Genomic DNA, 16,996 nt, shown 5'->3' on the forward strand with positions numbered 1-16,996 from the left:
CTAGGGTGAAGGTTCGGCCGTGGGGCTTGCGCGAAAGCTGACCGCCTCGGCGATGTGGGGTTTGCGCAGATGCTCTGCCCCGTCGAGGTCGGCAATGGTGCGCGCCACCCGCAATATGCGATGATAACCGCGCGCCGTCAGGCCAAACCGGTCGGCGGCTTTGAGCAAAAAGGCCCGCCCCTCGGGGTCGGGGGTGGCAATCTCCTCCAGCAGGGCACCTTCGGCATCTGCGTTGAGATGCACGTCCTTGACCGCCTCAAAACGCTGCACCTGCCGTGCACGGGCACGCATGACATTGCCGGCAATCTCTTCGGAGGTGGCGCCCGCCGAGGGCAATTCAAGCTCGCTCAGCGACACGGCGGGCACCTCAAGGCGAAGGTCAAAACGGTCCATCAACGGCCCGGAAATACGCCCGAGATAATCTTCGCCACACTGTGGCACCCGCGCGCAGGCGCGCGCCGGGTCAAACAAATACCCGCATTTGCAAGGGTTGGCAGCTGCGATGAGCAAGAAGCGACAAGGGTAGCGGACATGGGCATTCGCCCGGCTGACCACAACCTCGCCTGTCTCGATGGGCTGGCGCAGGGTCTCCAGAACCGCACGAGGAAACTCGGGGAATTCATCCATGAACAACACCCCGTTGTGCGCAAGGCTGATTTCGCCCGGTTTGGCGCTGCGCCCACCGCCGACAATGGCCGCCATCGAAGCCGTGTGATGGGGCTCGCGAAAGGGGGCTTGGCGCGAAATGCCCCCTTCTTTGATCAGCCCCGAGAGGGAATGAATCATGGAGGTGTCCAGGGCTTCTGTGGCCGTGAGCGGGGGCAAAAGCGCGGGCAGCCGTGCTGCAAGCATGGATTTTCCAGCCCCCGGTGGGCCGACCATCATCATATGGTGGCGGCCCGCTGCGGCAATTTCCAATGCGCGTTTTGCCCGTTCCTGCCCTTTTACATCCCGCAGATCGCGCCCGCCTGCTGGCGCGCGCAGCTCGCCGGGCTGGGCAGGCGGCAGGGGCATCTGCCCGGTGAGGTGCTGAATGGCATGAAGCAACGAGGCGGGCGCAATCACCTGTGCGGCCTCCACCCAGGCGGCTTCCGCCCCGGACAGCTGTGGGCACATCAGGGTGCGGTTTTCCTGCGCGGCGGCCAAGGCGGCAGGCAAGGCACCACTCACCGCAACCAGTGCCCCGTCCAGTGACAGCTCGCCAAGAGAAGTGAGCCCTTCCACCGCATCTTTGGGCAAAATTTCCAAGGCGGCCAGAAGCGAGAGGGCAATCGGCAGATCGAAATGGCTGCCCTCTTTTGGCAAATCTGCGGGCGAGAGATTGATTGTGACCCGCTTGGAGGGCAGCGCTATGGCGAGCGCACTGAGGGCCGCGCGCACGCGGTCGCGCGCTTCGGACACAGCTTTGTCGGGCAGCCCCACGATCGAGAAGGCTGGCAAGCCGGGGGTCAGGGCGCATTGGACTTCAACAGCGCGCGCCTCAACGCCTTCAAAAGCAACTGTATAGGTGCGTGCAACCATGTCTGCCTCTCGTGTGATGGTTAACGGTTAGGCAGCCAAGGTTTATAATTGGTTAACAAATGGACTGAAACAGCGGTCTTAGGCCATCGGATCGGGCCAGGGGGCTGTTGGCAGCGGCTGTGGGTAGGGGAAGGGATCATAGCGCCGTGCGATGCCGTCAGCGCGCCAGGCGCAAAAGGCGGGGTCGGCCAGCGTGAGATCGCGATAGCGGGCCAGTTCGGGGCTCGCCGGCAGGCCATATCCGGCAAAGCGTGCCATGAGGGGGGCATAAAAGACATCAGCCAGGCTGTAGGCACCAAACAACCATGGCCCGTCGACCGTATGGGCGCGGGCCAGCGCCACCAGTGTTTCAACACGTTCCAGATCGGCTTGCACCGACTCCGAGGGCTCATAGCCGACCCATTGATGAAACAATTGCATCGGGCAGGCTTGCCGCAGAGCGCCAAATCCCGCGTGCATTTCTGCCACCATGGAACGGGCCCGGGCGCGGGCCAGCGGCGCGGCGGGCCAATACCCCAAATCAGGATGGCGTGTGGCCAGCTCTTCCGCAATGGCGAGGCTGTCTGTGAGCAAGGCCCCATCGGCGCATTTGAGCACCGGCACGCTGCGGGCCGGTGCAAGTGGCAGCAGATCAAGAGGCAACTGCCCGCTGTAGAGCCCCAGCAGATGGGCGCGATAGGGCAGCCCGAAGCGTTCCAGCATCAACCAGCCCCGGAGGGACCAGCTCGAAAAGGCTTTGTCGCCAATAAAAAGATCATATGTCATGGCGCATACAATAGGCCCCCAAACGACCAGAGAACAGTGCATTCTGGCGCCGCTCTGGCCGGTCACGCCGTGCAAGGGCCATTGAGTTTATGGTCTGCTCGGCATAACTCTGAGACAGCGGGAAGATTTGGAGGCCCAACATGCTGGCAGGCAAAAGACTGTTGCTCATCATCGGGGGAGGCATTGCCGCCTATAAATGCCTTGATCTTCTGCGCCGTCTGAAAGAACAGGGTATGCAAGTGACCCCTGTGCTGACGGCCGCAGCGCAAGAATTTGTCACGCCACTCTCGGTGGCTGCATTGGCGGGTGAAAAGGTCTACACCGATCTTTTTGACCTCACTGATGAGTCCGAGATGGGCCATATCCAGCTCAGCCGTGTGGCTGATCTTGTGTTGGTGGCGCCGGCCACGGCCGATTTGATGGCCAAGATGGCAGGGGGGCATGCCAATGATCTGGCGAGCACGCTGCTCATGGCGACAGATACACCTGTGATGATTGCGCCGGCCATGAACCTGCGCATGTGGCAGCACCCGGCGACACAGCGCAACGCGGCGCAGCTGCAAGCCGATGGCATCACGCTGGTGGGGCCAAATGCGGGGGGCATGGCCTGCGGGGAATATGGCCCCGGGAGGATGTCTGAGCCCCTGGAGATTGTTGCGGCCATCAAGGCGGCGCTGTCAAACGGGCCGTTGACGGGCAAGCGCCTGTTGGTGACCTCGGGGCCAACCCATGAGCCGATTGATCCGGTGCGCTACATTGCCAATCGCTCATCCGGAGCACAGGGCAGCGCCATTGCCGCGGCTCTCGCAGCGCTGGGTGCTGAGGTTGTGTTTGTGACAGGTCCGGCCGATGTGCCTCCGCCTGAGGGCGTTGAGGTTGTGGCGGTGCAAACGGCCGCCGAGATGCTTGCGGCGGTTGAAAAGGCGCTGCCGGTCGATGGGGCCGTCTTCGCGGCGGCCGTGGCCGATTGGCGCGTGGCCAGCGCCCAAAAGTCCAAGATTAAGAAAGACAAGGGCAAGCTTCCGGTGCTCGAATTTGCGGAAAACCCTGATATTCTGGCGCAAATCAGCCAGATGAAAACCGGACGCCCCAAGCTTGTTGTCGGGTTTGCTGCGGAAACCGATGATGTGATTGCCCTTGCCCAGGCCAAACGTGTGCGCAAAGGCTGTGACTGGATTGTTGCCAATGATGTCCGCCCGCAAACCGGCATCATGGGCGGAGAGGAAAATGCGGTGCATGTGATCACGGCTGACAGCTGCGAGAGCTGGCCGCGTATGCAAAAAACACAGGTTGCTTGTCAGCTTGCAGACCGTATTGCAGCGGCTCTTGCGTGAGGATTTGAGTATTTTTGCCAAGAAAAAGAAGGGCGTAATGTGGTTACGGTAAGATTTGCATGGGAGCCTTGGGCGGATATGTCCTTGGGCCTGCCCGCCTATGAAACCACGGGGGCGGCGGGGGCGGACTTGCGCGCGAATTTGGCTGATCGCGGCGAGATTGTTTTGGCCCCAGGCGCGCGCGCGCTCGTGACGACGGGGTTGCGGGTCGAAATTCCTGCGGGCTATGAGGCGCAGCTGCGTCCGCGCTCGGGGCTTGCGCTCAAACATGGGATTACCTTGCCCAACAGCCCGGGAACCATTGATGCGGATTATCGCGGCCCTCTCGGGGTGATTGTCTTGAATGCGGGGCAGGAGGCGTTTTGTTTGAGCCACGGCGAGCGCATGGCGCAACTGATTGTGGCACCGGTGGTGCAGGCACGCTTTGAGCTGGTTGCCGAGCTTTCGCAAACCCCGCGCGGTGCCGGTGGTTTTGGATCGACGGGGCGCAGCTGATGGCGCTCGCGATGGTCGGATGGATGGGGATTCTCTGGGCTTTGGGCGGGTATTTTCGCTGGCCCCGGCCTTTGGTTTGGGGGCTCATTGTGGTGAGCTATCTGGCCGGGTTGGGGCTGCAAATGACTGTGCCACAGGGCGAGCCCGGGGGGTGGGCGTTGTTTGGCGGGCTGGCGGCGCTTGCGGGGCTTTATGCTTTCGGACTGGCGCGGCTGAAGGCCCGCATGGTGCCGCAACCGGACCCTGCACCGCGCCCAACGGGGCTGTTTCGCGACGCGGAGCTGGAGCGCTACACACGCCATATTGTGCTGCGCGAACTGGGCGGGCCGGGGCAGCGCAAGCTCAAAGAGGCCAAAGTTCTGGTCGTCGGGGCGGGGGGGCTTGGCTCACCTGCGTTGCTGTATCTGGCGGCGGCCGGTGTCGGGACCCTTGGGGTGATTGATGCGGATCGGGTGGACAACAGCAATTTGCAGCGCCAGATCATTCATCGGGACGGCACAATCGGCCTGCCCAAGGTGCAATCGGCCGCAGAGGCGCTGCGCGCGCTCAACCCTTTTGTGGCGGTGCGCCCCTATGAACGCGCCCTGACAGAGGAAATGGCCGGCGAGCTTTTTGCGCAGTATGATGTGATTTTGGATGGCACAGATAATTTTGCCACCCGATACTTGAGCAATTCTGCCGCTGTTGCCCAAGGCAAGCCATTGATTTCAGGGGCTTTGGCGCAATGGGAGGGGCAGATTTCTGTCTTTGACCCCGCTGAGGGAGGGCCTTGCTATGAATGCATCTTCCCGGAGGCCCCGGCGCCGGGGCTGGCGCCGTCTTGCGCAGAGGCAGGCGTTGTTGCCGCGCTGCCCGGGGTGATCGGCTCCATGATGGCGCTGGAAGCGATCAAGCAGATCACCGGGGCAGGCCATGTAACACGAGGCGAGATGCTGATTTATGACGGGCTTTACGGAGAAAGCCGCAAAATCAAGCTCTCGCCGCGCGCGGGCTGCGCTGTTTGTGGTGCTCTAGAGAACCGTTGAAACGCTGGTTTTACGCCAATGCAGGCGGGTAGAAAAAGGAAGATCATATGAACAATCCGCTCTTGGCAGACTGGGACACGCCTTTCCGGATCGCGCCGTTCCAAACTTTCTCTGATGACGATTTCGCACCGGCTCTTGAGGTCGCTCTGGGGCGGCACAACAGCGAGATCGCGGCCATTGCTGCCCAGCAAGATGCGGTTTCGTTTGAGACGGTCATCGGGGCGTTGGAACGTGCGGGGAAAGACCTGGAGAAGGTGCTCTCGGTGTTTTACACGGTGTCAAGCGCAGACAGCACAGCTGCGCGCGAGGCTCTGCAAAGGGAATTCGCGCCCAAACTCGCGGCTCATTTTTCGCAGATTACAGCCAATAAGGCGCTGTTTGCGCGGATTGAGGCGCTCTGGACGGTGCGCGACACGCAGGATTTGACCCCAGAGCAGCAGCGGGTGTTAATGTTGACACGGCGCGGCTTTTTGCGCGCCGGAGCGGCGCTCACCGGTGCGCAGGATGTGCGGATGGGCGAAATCAAATCACGCCTGGCGCAGCTTGGAACAAGTTTTACGCAAAATCTTCTGGCAGATGAACGCGATTGGTTCATGCCCCTGGGCGATGGTGACCTGGCAGGGCTGCCACAATTTGTAATTGATGCGGCGTGCGCCGCGGGGGCTGAAAAAGGCCAACCCGGCCCCGTGGTAACCTTGTCACGCTCGCTTATCGTGCCTTTCTTGGAGTTTTCCTCGCGGCGGGATTTGCGCCGCAAAGCCTTTGAGGCCTGGAGCGCACGCGGAGCCAACGGTGGGGCCACAGACAACCGCGCGATCTGTGCCGAGATTCTCGCGCTGCGCCAGGAGCGGGCCGCACTCTTGGGATATGAAAGTTTTGCAGCCTATAAACTGGAAACGGAGATGGCCGGAACGCCGGAGGCGGTGCACCAATTGCTGAGAGATGTTTGGGGGCCTGCCAAAGCGCAGGCCGAGGCAGACGCCAAGGTGCTGACGGCGATGCTGAAGGATGACGGTATAAATGAACCGCTGGCACCTTGGGATTGGCGCTACTATGCGGCCAGGCGACGCGAGGCGGAGCATAACCTAAACGAGGCGGAGCTAAAGCCCTATTTTCAGCTCGACAAGATGATTGAAGCAAGCTTCGCCTGTGCGAACCGGCTGTTCGGGCTGGACTTTGCTCCCTTGGATGTCGCGCTTTATCACCCGGATTGCCGGGCCTGGAATGTGACCCGGGATGGCAAACATGTTGCGGTCTTTATCGGCGATTATTTCGCGCGCGGCTCAAAACGCTCCGGAGCGTGGTGTTCGGCGATGCGTGCGCAAGCAGGCTATCCGCAGGCACAGAGCCCGGTTGTGATCAATGTGTGCAACTTTGCCAAGGCAACACCAGCATTGCTGAGCTATGACGATGCGCGCACCTTGTTTCACGAGTTTGGCCATGCGCTGCACCAGATGTTGTCAAATGTCACCTATGAGAGTGTCTCCGGAACATCCGTCGCACGGGATTTTGTGGAGCTGCCCAGCCAGTTGTTTGAACATTGGTTAACCGTCCCGGCGATCCTGACAGAGTTTGCGATCCATTGCGAGACGGGCGCCCCCATGCCGGCCCCACTCTTGGAAAAGCTGTTGGGGGCAGCCCATTTCGATATGGGGTTTCAGACCGTTGAATACCTGGCCTCTGCCATGGTTGACCTGGCGTTTCACGAGGGGGCGGCTCCGCAAGATCCGATGGCGCGGCAGGCCGAGGTTTTGGCCCAGATCGGGCTGCCTGCGGCGATTGCCATGCGCCATGCAACGCCGCAATTTGCGCATGTGTTTTCCGGCGATGGCTATGCTGCGGGATATTATTCTTACATGTGGTCGGAAGTTATGGACGCGGACGCCTTTGCCGCCTTTGAGGACTGCGGCGATGTGTTTGATCCGGCGCTCGCAGCATCTTTGGAGCGCAATATTCTGTCGCGTGGGGGGGCAGAGGAGCCTTCCGAATTATATGTGGCGTTTCGGGGGCGGATGCCTGGGGTTGAGGCTTTGCTCCGCGGGCGCGGGCTTGGCACATGAAACAAACGCCCGCCCCCGGGGCGCTGCCCCCGGACCCGCGCGATATTTTGAAAGAGAAGAAGATCAGAAGGTTTGATCATAGGCCCCAACCGCGGGCTCTGTGCGAATGATGCTGTCGAGTGCGCCGAAAATGGCGCGCATTTCTGTTTCGCTATGGGCGCTTTCACATACGACCACGAGATTGGGAGTGTTGGAGCTGGCGCGCACGAGCCCCCAGGAGCCGTTGTCCAGAATAACCCTTGCACCATTGACCGTGACCACGTCCTTGATGGCGCGCCCAGCCAGGGGTTCATGGGCGTCTGCCATGGCTTTGATCTTGTCGACGAGACGTTGCAACACGCTGTATTTTTCGAGATCAGGGCAATGGGGTGACATGGTTGGTGTGGCCCAAGTTTGCGGCAAGGCGCGGCGCAAATCTGACATTTTCATATCCGGGTTGCGATCCATGAGCTTGCAGATTTCGACCGCGACGCGCAGCCCACAATCATAGCCCCGCCCGATGGGGCCCGCGAGGAAGTAATGCCCCGATTTCTCAAAACCGGCCAGCGCGCCCAGCTCCTTGACCCGGCGTTTCATGTGGCTGTGGCCTGTTTTCCAATAATCGGCGCTTGCGCCATTGGCTTTCAAAACGGGATCTGAGGCGAAGAGCCCTGTTGATTTGACATCGGCAACAAAGATGCTGTCGGGGTGAAGCTTGCTCAGGTCGCGTGCCAAGATAACGCCCACTTTATCGGCAAATATTTCTTCACCTTCGTCATCAACAACACCACAGCGATCGCCATCTCCGTCAAAGCCCAGGGCAAAATCGGCGCCGCTGTCTTTGACCGAGGCGCTCATGTCATGCAGCATCTCCAATGCTTCCGGGTTCGGATTGTAATGGGGGAAGCTGTAATCGAGCTCGGTATGGGAGGGGATAACCTCCACGCCGATCCGCTCAAAGACCTCAGGTGCAAAGGCGGCGGCGGTGCCGTTGCCTGTGGCGCAGACCACGCGCAGCTTGCGGCGCATTTTGAAATCGCCCACGAGATCGTTGATATAGGCGTCGCGGACCCCGTCAACAAAGCTATAGGCGCCGCCACTGCGCGGTTGTCCACGGCCTTGCAGCACAATATCGCGCAGCTCGGCCATGTCTTCTGGCCCGTGGGTAAGTGGGCGCTCAAACCCCATTTTCACGCCGGTCCAGCCGTTTGGGTTGTGTGAGGCTGTGACCATGGCAACGGCGGGGACATCAAGATGGAACTGGGCAAAATAGGCCATTGGCGAAACCGCTGGACCTATATCCTGAACATGAATACCGGCCTGCATCAGCCCGAGCATCAACGCATTTTTGATGGAGAGGGAATAGTCGCGATAATCATTTGCGACCGCAATCACCGGTGCAACCCCACGGGCGTGCATCTGGGTGCCAAGGCCAAGGCCAAGCGCTGTGATCCCAGGCAGGTTGATCTCTTCTGGGTATTTCCAGCGCGCATCATATTCGCGAAAACCTGTCGGGGTGATCATCGGGTCGCGCAGGAACGACCAGGTGTTGGGGGTGCAAACGTCAACTGGGTGCATTTTGGATACTCTTGTAAAGGGCGTCTTCAGTTGGAGACTTGTTCGCGCAAGATGGAACTTGTCAATGAAACCATGAGATATATGCCCGAGAAAATCAAAAATGCCAGAATCGTGTTTTCAAACCTGCGTGGATAGCTTGGGGCATCCGAGGCGATCGGACGGACAGGCACGGTGAGATAGCGCACTTGTCGCCCGGCTTCGAGCGCGGATTGTTTTTCGCCTTGCAGGGCCGATTGCAAGAAAGCGTCAGCCGTGGCGAGGTCGGCGCGCGAGAGTTCTATTTCCGTGGATTGCTGAACGAGCGAGAGCCCCGAGGCGTCCGGCTCGATCATGCGGGCATAGAGCTCTTTGAGCAGGTTCTCCAGGCGCCGCACATCGCCGCGCGCGCCATCAACCTTGGCCTGGTTTGGGCGTGGATTGTCGAGCATGGCCTGCAATGCCAGCTTCTTTTCGAGGAGCTGTTGGTCATAGGAGGTGATCTGGCTGCGCAGCGCGGCGAGCTGCTCTGTGGGGTCTGCGGAGTATATTTCTTGGAGGCGGATCAGGTTTTCCTGCGCTTGCCGGCGCTCCAGTTTGGCTGTTTCAAGGTTGCGCTGGGCATCGGCCATGGCATCATTTCGGATGTTTTGGGACAGCGCATCCACCCGTTCCTCGGCATAAGAGATCAGCGCCTGAGAAAAATCTGCGGCGGCCTGCGGGGAGGCGGCAATCACCTCCATGCGCACAACACCCTCGGTCGGATCATACCCTATCTTGATGTTTTTCTTGTAAACTTTATGAACGGCTTCGTTGGTTGCGTCTTCGTCCAACCGTTGAATTGCATCTATTTCAGGTTGGGAGAAATGTTGCCTATACCCCAGTTCCTCATTGAGACGGATCATCGCGTCTTTAGAGGTGAGGTAGGATTGCACGGCAATGCTCTCCTGACTGTTGGCCAATTGCGCCGGGATCAGGCCGCTCAAGGGGCCGCCACCGCCACCGCCATCCGCGGACTGAATGAGAAATTCGGATTTGGTGGAATACATGGGTGTCGCGATCATGTAGTAATACCAGCCCGCCAAAAGCGTGGGCAGAAAGACAAATGCAGACAGCCGCGCCAAGAGCAGCATCAGGCGTTTGTGCCGGCGGCGAGAAATATCACGTTGGATCTCAGTGATTTCGACAGAACGGCGGTCGGCCGTATAGGCTTCTGTTTGTGGCAGCTGCGCGCTGGCAGGTTTGACGGTTTGCGGCAGCTGGATCTTGCCCATGCCGGGCAGCACAGTTCCCGTTTCGGCCTCGGCCTCCTGTTGGCCGGGCACCACAAGCTCCAGCATGTTGGAGGCCTGAAACGGGTCAATGCCCTTCAGGCGGAGTTGGCGTACAGCGTCAAAATCGGAGATAGGAACCAGCCCGTGCTTTTGAGCCATGCGACGGGCCATGCGCAGCTGTCGGCCGGTCAAGCCTTCCCGGCGAATGGCGTCGATATCTGTTTCAGCAGCCACCTCGCGCGGCGATTCCACCGCGCCGCTGCGCGCGTCGGGCGCCGCCCCGGCGTCATCGGCTTGCGGGTTTTCCGGCTCCGGGCCCTTGGCGGGCGGGGAGCTGCGTTTTATGCGAAACTTTTTAGCTTTGGGTTTGGTAGTCATACAGATGTTTCGCTTCTTCTAAAGTGTCAAACATTTGGAGCCGGCCATCTATCAATACCGCGGCGGAACGCGCAAATTTTTCAAGCACTTGCGGCTGATGGGAGACGATAATGACCGTTGTTGTGCGCAGCCTGTCGCGCAGGATTTCGCCGGCCTTGCGGTTGAACTCAACATCCGTGGAATTGGGCATTCCCTCGTCTATCAGGTAGATGTCAAAATCCAGTGCCAGCAGGAGGGCAAAGGCAAACCGCCCACGCATCCCCTGGCTGTATGTGCCCAGCGGCTGGTCAAAATACTCGCCCAGATTGCAAAGCCAACGGCAGAACGCCTCGACGTAGTCCGGGTCCAGCCCGTAGAGACGGGCGATGTAGCGGCTGTTTTCAACGGCTGAGTGGCGTGCCACCACGCCGCCCATGAAGCCCAGCGGGAAACTGATTTTGCAGTCGCGCAAGATCGTGCCTTCGTCAGGCTTCTCAAGGCCGGACATCATGTTGATCAATGTTGTCTTGCCGGTGCCGTTGGGGGCAAGAATGCCGAGCGAATTGCCGATCTCCACGCGGAAAGAGACCTTTTCAAGGATCACCTTTCGCTGCGTGCCGGTCCAAAAGGACTTGCTGACATTGTTAAACTCGAGCATTGCCGCTCCGTTTCTTCTCTGGTTTGACAGGTCTAAGCCAATTTCACTAAGGCTTTATGTATGTGCCTCAAAAACACGGCACTTAGGGGATGACTCAGACATTTTATTGTTTCGTTTCAGTATACAGTCGTTTGGGGCAAAATTAAGACAAGTTGAAACTATTTGCGCAGATCCGCCGATTGCCGCGCACTGGCCGGACTTTGCAGCCTTGCGCCGCGATTGGCAGGCACTATCTTTTGGCCATGTCCGGCCTTGTCCAGAAAATCCACAGCTGCCGGCTTTGCGCGGCGCGCTTTGCGGCCACTGCCACCGCGCATTGCCCTCGCCCGGTGCCGTGGTTTGATGCGCGCGCCAAAGTGCTGCTCGCCGGACAAGCGCCGGGTGCGCGTGTTCATGCCAGCGGACGCCCGTTTGATGACCCGTCCGGAGAGCGGTTGCGCCGCTGGCTGGCGCTTTCGCCTGAGGCTTTTTATGACAGAGCCAAAATTGCGATTGTGCCCATGGCCTTTTGTTTTCCAGGGTATGACAGCCACGGCCGTGACCTCGCGCCGCCCCCGATATGTGCGCAAACTTGGCACAGTGACGTGATGCAATCTTTGCCTGCCCTCAAGCTGCGTATTGTCATTGGCGGTGCGGCGCAACGCTATCACCTTGGGGCGCGTGGCACCGTCACAGAGACAACCCGGCGCTGGCGAGACCATGCGCCACAGGTTTTCCCCTTGCCGCATCCGTCTTGGCGCAATACGGGATGGATCAAGAAAAATCCGTGGTTTGAGGCCGAGTTGCTGCCCGAGCTGCGTGCCGCACTGAAAGAGGCCCTGCCATGAGCGAAAAGACAGTTCTCGACACAGCCCATGCCGCCATGACGGCCAACCCCGAGGACGTCTCGCTGAGAATGAGCTTCTATGCGGTTCTGGCGGATATTGAAGTTTTCTTGTTGCTAGACGCCGCTCCCAAGGCGGGCTCCATCGAGCCTCAGATGATCGCTGTAGAGGGGGAAAACTATGTTCTCGGCTTTGATTCGGCTGAGCGGCTGGCCTCTTTTGCGGGTGGTGCGGCCCCCTATGCGGCGCTCTCCGGGCGGATCATGGCCCAGATGCTGGCCAGCGAGAGGGCTGGGTTGGCGCTCAACCTTGAGGTGGCGTCCTCCTCGATCATGTTGCCAGCCGAGGCCCTGGTCTGGATGCGGGACACCTTGCAAGCCGCCCCGCAAGAAGCCGAGCCCGCCCCCAAGCGCAAGAGCGGGCTGGCCGCGCTGAGAAGCCCCGATATTCCCGAAGTGTTGCTGCACGCGCTGGATGCCAAATTGTCCCGCGCTGCGGGGCTGGCGCAGGTGGCCTACCTTGTTTCCAAGGAAGAGGGAGGGCTGATGCTGGCAATTCTGGGTGCCAAGGAACCTGCCCAAGCCCCCTTGGCGAAAGCGGCCAGCGAGGCGCTTGTGTTCTCAGGGCTTGAGGACATGGCGCTGGATGTTGCCTTTTTCAACGACAGTCCGGGGCTGCGGGCCCAGTTCGGGCAGGCGGGGCTGCGCTTTGATGTGCCACAGCCAAGCCCCCTCACAGGGCCGGCCACCCCGGGCAGTGACCCGGCCAAGCCGCCCAAGCTGCGTTAGGACGGGCCTAAACCCCCACTTCGGGGCCAAGGCACAGCATCGGCTCGCTGGTGCGCTCGATCTGATAGAGCGGCGGCGCTTCGGCCCCGTTTTCGAAGCTGGCGCGCAACCGGCCGTTTTCGGAAAAAAAGGCCCAGCATTGCGGAGCGTCGGGGCGGTCTTCATAGACAAAGCAGATGAGCTGTTCGGGGGTTTCATACCAATAGCCGTCTTTGCACTGCCCATCCAAGAAAGACCAACGCACACGGCGGTTGTCGAGATATTCTTCTGCTCCGTAAGGCACGGAACCATAACCGTAATAAAATGTTTGTCCTCGGGTCAACGCGTCAAAGGCCGCGCCGTCCAGCCGCTGTTGGGCGGGCACTGGCAGGCCGCTGATGGCCAAGAAGACGACAAAAGAAAAAGCGCGCAACATAGCGCGAGTTTAGGGGGTTTTTCAGCCAGGCTGCAAGCGGGCAAGCGCGCGGGCCATGACTTTGCGATAGAGCGGCGGGTAGAGCGCGATCACGGCCATCACCGGTAGGGAATGCGGCAACATGGGCATCTTTGACGGGGTGAGCTGCAACAACGGATAGGGGCGTTGCGGGTGCATATGATGGTCAGAATGGCGCGGCGCATTGAACATGAGTGCCGCCGAAAACCAATGTGGTGAATTCCAGGAATGAGCGCTGCTCACAGGCTCGAGCTTGCCGTCGTTCAGGCGCTTTCTGCGCAGGCCATAGTGCTGCACATAATCTGCGAGCACGATCTGGATCTGGGCATAAAGTGCCAACGCAATATAGGTGATGACGCCGGCCAGCCCTGCAAGCAGGGCGCTCGACACGATCATCCCCAGCCCGATCAGCGCATCAGTGAGATAGGGGTGGGCATAGGGCGGTTTTGCGGCTTGCTTGAGCCGCGCGCTCTCGCGCCTGTAGCCCTCGAAAAACCCTCTTGCCCAAGCCATCAGGAAAAAGCGGTAAAACCCTGTGCCCTTGGGGGCCGAGCTTGGATCGTCGCGGCTGGCCACATAGACATGGTGCAGCAAAACATGTGCGGAGGCATGATGCCCCATCAACAAAGAGGCATAGACGGCGCGGCCAAGGCGGCGCGGTCCGCGCGCGCTACGGTGGATCAATTCATGGGCATTGGGGTGGGAGACCTGCCCGAAAAACAGTGCAAAGGCAAAGAACAGCCCCAGTTGCCCAAGGGCCGTCTGTGCCTCCTGGGAAATCGTGGCCACGGCCAGCCCGAGCAATCCGAAATGTATCAGCCCCATCAACACCGAAAGGCGCGCGCCTGTGGGAAATTCGGCCCCCTCCGGCAATTGCGGCAGAACATGCGGCACAAACCGGTCCAGCGCAGCGGTGAAAAGAGTGATGTAGAGCAGCGCGAAAGCGATGAACCCGCCGCCGAAGATGGCCGCCAGAGCGAGCAGAAAGACATGCGCCAGAGTTGCGAGGGAAAAATATATCATGCAGACCTCATCTGCACCCTGCCTAGCGCAACGCCATGGCGACACTGGGGCATAAATGCGCAAAGATTGTGGGAGACAACGCGAATGATCCGCCTAAGGTCGTTTTTGACCTCGCGTCTCAAATCCGCAGCCTCTAGGCTCTTTTCAAACGCAAAACAGGGGGCTCTCACCCATGGGGCTGGATGAACGCAAAGGTGTCTGGAAATCAGGCAAGGGCAAAGGTCGGCACACGCCCAAGGGCCGCCAGCTCGAGGATCAGGCCTGGAGCGAGGTCACGGAGCTTCTGGGCGATGCGCCGCGCCGTCGCGATCTGCTGATCGAGCATTTGCACAGGATTCAGGACAGGTTCGGATGTCTCTCGGCGGCACACCTGCGGGCGCTGGCCGAAGAGATGCGCCTCTCCATGGCCGAGGTCTATGAAGTTGCGACCTTCTACGCCCATTTTGACGTGGTCAAGGAAGGAGAAACCCCGCCGCCAGCACTGACCATTCGGGTTTGTGATTCCCTGTCTTGCGAGCTGGCAGGGGCCCAGGCGCTCAAATCTGCGTTGGAAGATGGCCTTGATCCTGAGCAGGTCCGCGTGCTGCGCGCGCCCTGCATGGGGCGCTGTGACACGGCCCCAGTGCTGGAACTCGGCCACAACCATATTGACCACGCCACCCCCGAAAAGGTGGCCGCGGCAATTGCGGCCAAGGACACCCATGCCAAGCTGCCCCCCTACGAAACGCTGGCAGCCTATCAGGCCGCAGGCGGGTATTCGGCCTTGTCAGAGCTGCGCGACAACGGCGATTGGGAGGCGGTGCAGGCGCAGGTTCTGGACTCAGGTCTCAGGGGCCTTGGCGGCGCTGGTTTTCCTTCGGGCAAGAAATGGGGCTTTGTGCGGATGAATGATGGTCCGCGTTATCTGGCCGTCAACGGCGATGAGGGAGAGCCAGGAACCTTCAAGGATCGCTACTACTTAGAGCGCACACCTCATGTCTTTCTTGAAGGAATGCTGATCGCGGCATGGGCTGTTGAGGCGGAGAAATGCTTTATCTACATGCGCGATGAATACCCGGCTGTCCTTGAGATTTTGCGCCGTGAAATCGCGGCGCTCGAGGCGGCCGGGCTCGCGCCTCAAGGCTATATCGACCTGCGGCGCGGTGCCGGGGCCTATATTTGTGGCGAAGAGAGCGCCATGATCGAAAGCATAGAGGGCAAACGTGGCCTGCCGCGCCACCGTCCGCCTTTTGTGGCTCAGGTTGGCCTGTTTAACCGGCCCACACTCGTGCACAATGTTGAAACGCTCTATTGGGTTGCCAAAGTCGTCAGAAGCGGCCCTCAGATACTCAATGCCCATGAGAAAAATGGCCGCAAGGGGCTGCGCTCCTATTCCGTGTCGGGCCGTGTTGCGGCCCCTGGCGTCTATCTATTGCCAGCGGGCTCTACGATCACCGATGTAATTGCCGCTGCGGGTGGCATGATGGCCGGGCATCGCTTCAAGGCCTACCAGCCGGGCGGCCCGTCTTCGGGCCTGCTTCCGGCGCGCATGAAGGATATCCCGCTGGATTTTGACACGCTCCAACCCCACGGGTCGTTTATCGGCTCTGCGGCCGTGGTTGTGCTGTCCGATCAAGACAGCGCCCGCGCTGCTGCGCTGAATATGCTACGTTTCTTTGAAGACGAGAGCTGCGGCCAGTGCACCCCGTGCCGTGTCGGCTGTGAAAAAGCCGTGAAGCTGATGCAGGCTGAGCGCTGGGACAAGGCTTTGCTGGAGGAGCTTTCGAGCGCGATGGTGGATGCCTCCATCTGTGGCCTTGGGCAAGCTGCGCCCAATCCGATCCGGATGACAATTGCGCATTTTCCAGAGGAGATCTGATGTTTGGCTGGCCCGATCATGTGACATTGCTGTTTCTGGCCGCCAGCTTCTGTGCGCTCTGTTATCTGTTTGTATGCGCGCGTCCGGGCCGCTCTTGGCTGAAATCGGTGCTGAAAACCCTTTCGGTCGGGCTTCTGGCCCTGGTGGCCTTTCAACTGGCCGACAGACTGCTCTTGGGCGTTGCGCTCACATGCTGCGCGGTCGGTGACTTTTTTCTATCGCGCACGACTTCCGATCAAGGGCTGTCGGAGGCCTTTGTCACCAGCCTGGGCGCTTTTGGCATCGGGCATCTGGCCTATGCGGCGCTGTTTGCCTTGCAGCCCGGGGCCGATCTTTTGCGCCTCAAGGATGGCTGGCCGCTGGTGCTGGCGTTGGGGTTGCTGGGCCTCGTGGTGCTGTATCTCGCGCTGCGCCGCGCGGGCCGCCTGCGCTTTGGTGTGGCGCTCTACATACCCTTCATCCTGTTGATGGGGGTGGCGGCCATGGCTTTGCCACCGGTCGGCGCGCTGGCGCTTGTCTTGCCGGCGGCGTTGTTGTTTATCCTGTCCGATTTTGCCCTTGCCCAGGAGCTCTTTGTGCTGCCCCGGGGTCACAGGCTGCGCCGCCCTCTGCCCTATGTGATCTGGAGCAGCTATTGGCTGGCGCAGGCGCTTTTCCTGATCGCCTTTACCGCCGGTCCCTGACAGCTCTTGCTGTGCTCTTCAGGCGCCTCACGGCCGCAGGAGGCTCTTTTCACTTGGCGGGCGGCAGGTTACAGGTGGACCAGAAATAATCTCTGGGGCTGACATGGCTTTTTTCAAAAAACTCAAAGACCGGTTGTTCAAGTCATCTTCCAAACTGGAAGACGGCCTGGACGCGATCGTGAGCGATGGCGGCACAGAAGAGCCGCTGCAAGCGCCTGCCTTGCCGCCAACGGCCGAAGCGCCCGGCCAGAGCCTTGACAGCAAAGCAGAATCGCCCGCTTTTCCAGAGCCAGAGCCAGAGCCAGAGCCAGAGCCAGAGCCAGAGCCAGAGCCAGAGCCAGAGCCAGAGCCAGAGCCAGAGCCAG

Annotated in this window: 15 protein-coding genes and 1 pseudogene; 9 read left to right on the forward strand and 7 right to left on the reverse strand. The window is 60.2% G+C overall.

Annotated features, from left to right (window positions below):
• Both Q0478_RS11870 and Q0478_RS11875 read right to left on the reverse strand, forming a co-directional pair.
• On the reverse strand, nt 1–1,521 hold the full coding sequence (locus Q0478_RS11870) for a YifB family Mg chelatase-like AAA ATPase (RefSeq protein ID WP_298679535.1): 1,521 nt from the start codon (nt 1,519–1,521) through the stop codon (nt 1–3).
• 78 nt (nt 1,522–1,599) lie between these two features.
• The gene (locus tag Q0478_RS11875) at nt 1,600–2,286 is read right to left on the reverse strand and encodes a glutathione S-transferase (RefSeq protein WP_298679537.1); all 687 of its coding nucleotides are present in this window, start codon (nt 2,284–2,286) and stop codon (nt 1,600–1,602) included.
• Between the two features lie 140 nt (nt 2,287–2,426).
• Here Q0478_RS11875 and coaBC point away from each other — a divergent pair, with 140 nt between their 5' ends.
• From coaBC to Q0478_RS11895, 4 genes are all read left to right on the forward strand, one after another.
• Entirely contained in the window at nt 2,427–3,620 is a 1,194-nt protein-coding gene (coaBC, locus tag Q0478_RS11880; protein ID WP_298679539.1) for a bifunctional phosphopantothenoylcysteine decarboxylase/phosphopantothenate--cysteine ligase CoaBC, read from the forward strand.
• Nucleotides 3,621–3,698: 78 nt separating this feature from the next.
• Nucleotides 3,699–4,115, forward strand: coding sequence for a dUTP diphosphatase (gene dut / locus Q0478_RS11885; RefSeq protein WP_298679566.1), 417 nt, complete (start codon nt 3,699–3,701; stop codon nt 4,113–4,115).
• The gene (moeB, locus tag Q0478_RS11890) at nt 4,115–5,140 is read left to right on the forward strand and encodes a molybdopterin-synthase adenylyltransferase MoeB (protein ID WP_298679541.1); all 1,026 of its coding nucleotides are present in this window, start codon (nt 4,115–4,117) and stop codon (nt 5,138–5,140) included. Before dut ends, moeB begins: the two co-directional genes overlap by 1 nt.
• A 47-nt stretch (nt 5,141–5,187) precedes the next feature.
• Complete coding sequence (locus Q0478_RS11895; RefSeq protein WP_298679543.1) at nt 5,188–7,200, forward strand: M3 family metallopeptidase; 2,013 nt, start codon at nt 5,188–5,190, stop codon at nt 7,198–7,200.
• Between the two features lie 63 nt (nt 7,201–7,263).
• On the opposite strand, the gene Q0478_RS11900 is transcribed toward Q0478_RS11895, so the two are convergent.
• Genes Q0478_RS11900 through Q0478_RS11910 form a run of 3 tightly spaced genes read right to left on the reverse strand, consistent with a single transcriptional unit; the run spans nt 7,264 to nt 11,022 of the window.
• Nucleotides 7,264–8,757, reverse strand: coding sequence for a phosphomannomutase/phosphoglucomutase (locus tag Q0478_RS11900; protein WP_298679545.1), 1,494 nt, complete (start codon nt 8,755–8,757; stop codon nt 7,264–7,266).
• A gap of 26 nt (nt 8,758–8,783) precedes the next feature.
• Nucleotides 8,784–10,385: a capsule biosynthesis protein gene (locus tag Q0478_RS11905; RefSeq protein WP_298679547.1), complete on the reverse strand. Its 1,602-nt coding sequence runs from the start codon at nt 10,383–10,385 to the stop codon at nt 8,784–8,786.
• Nucleotides 10,363–11,022, reverse strand: a complete 660-nt coding sequence (locus Q0478_RS11910; protein ID WP_298679549.1) for an ABC transporter ATP-binding protein — start codon at nt 11,020–11,022, stop codon at nt 10,363–10,365. Before Q0478_RS11910 ends, Q0478_RS11905 begins: the two co-directional genes overlap by 23 nt.
• 242 nt (nt 11,023–11,264) lie before the next feature.
• Here Q0478_RS11910 and Q0478_RS11915 point away from each other — a divergent pair, with 242 nt between their 5' ends.
• Both Q0478_RS11915 and Q0478_RS11920 read left to right on the forward strand, forming a co-directional pair.
• Entirely contained in the window at nt 11,265–11,849 is a 585-nt protein-coding gene (locus tag Q0478_RS11915; protein ID WP_298679551.1) for a uracil-DNA glycosylase family protein, read from the forward strand.
• Nucleotides 11,846–12,634, forward strand: a complete 789-nt coding sequence (locus tag Q0478_RS11920; protein WP_298679553.1) for an SseB family protein — start codon at nt 11,846–11,848, stop codon at nt 12,632–12,634. Before Q0478_RS11915 ends, Q0478_RS11920 begins: the two co-directional genes overlap by 4 nt.
• 7 nt (nt 12,635–12,641) lie before the next feature.
• Here Q0478_RS11920 and Q0478_RS11925 read toward each other — a convergent pair whose 3' ends face one another.
• Nucleotides 12,642–12,998, reverse strand: a complete 357-nt coding sequence (locus tag Q0478_RS11925; protein WP_298679555.1) for a hypothetical protein — start codon at nt 12,996–12,998, stop codon at nt 12,642–12,644.
• A 72-nt stretch (nt 12,999–13,070) separates the two neighbouring features.
• Nucleotides 13,071–14,090, reverse strand: coding sequence for an alkane 1-monooxygenase (locus Q0478_RS11930; RefSeq protein WP_298679557.1), 1,020 nt, complete (start codon nt 14,088–14,090; stop codon nt 13,071–13,073).
• A 172-nt stretch (nt 14,091–14,262) separates the two neighbouring features.
• Between Q0478_RS11930 and Q0478_RS11935 the strand changes: the two genes are divergently transcribed.
• The 3 genes and pseudogenes from Q0478_RS11935 to Q0478_RS11945 all read left to right on the forward strand — a co-directional run.
• The gene (locus Q0478_RS11935; RefSeq protein ID WP_298679558.1) at nt 14,263–15,948 is read left to right on the forward strand and encodes an NAD(P)H-dependent oxidoreductase subunit E; all 1,686 of its coding nucleotides are present in this window, start codon (nt 14,263–14,265) and stop codon (nt 15,946–15,948) included.
• A complete protein-coding gene (locus tag Q0478_RS11940; protein WP_298679560.1) occupies nt 15,948–16,631 on the forward strand; it encodes a lysoplasmalogenase family protein in 684 nt (227 codons plus the stop codon). The genes Q0478_RS11935 and Q0478_RS11940 overlap by 1 nt, the downstream gene beginning before the upstream one ends.
• A 103-nt stretch (nt 16,632–16,734) precedes the next feature.
• A pseudogene (locus Q0478_RS11945) lies at nt 16,735–16,996 on the forward strand (signal recognition particle-docking protein FtsY); the annotation flags it as partial.

This window comes from uncultured Lentibacter sp., assembly GCF_937123735.1.
In the GTDB taxonomy this organism is placed as follows: Bacteria; Pseudomonadota; Alphaproteobacteria; order Rhodobacterales; family Rhodobacteraceae; genus Lentibacter.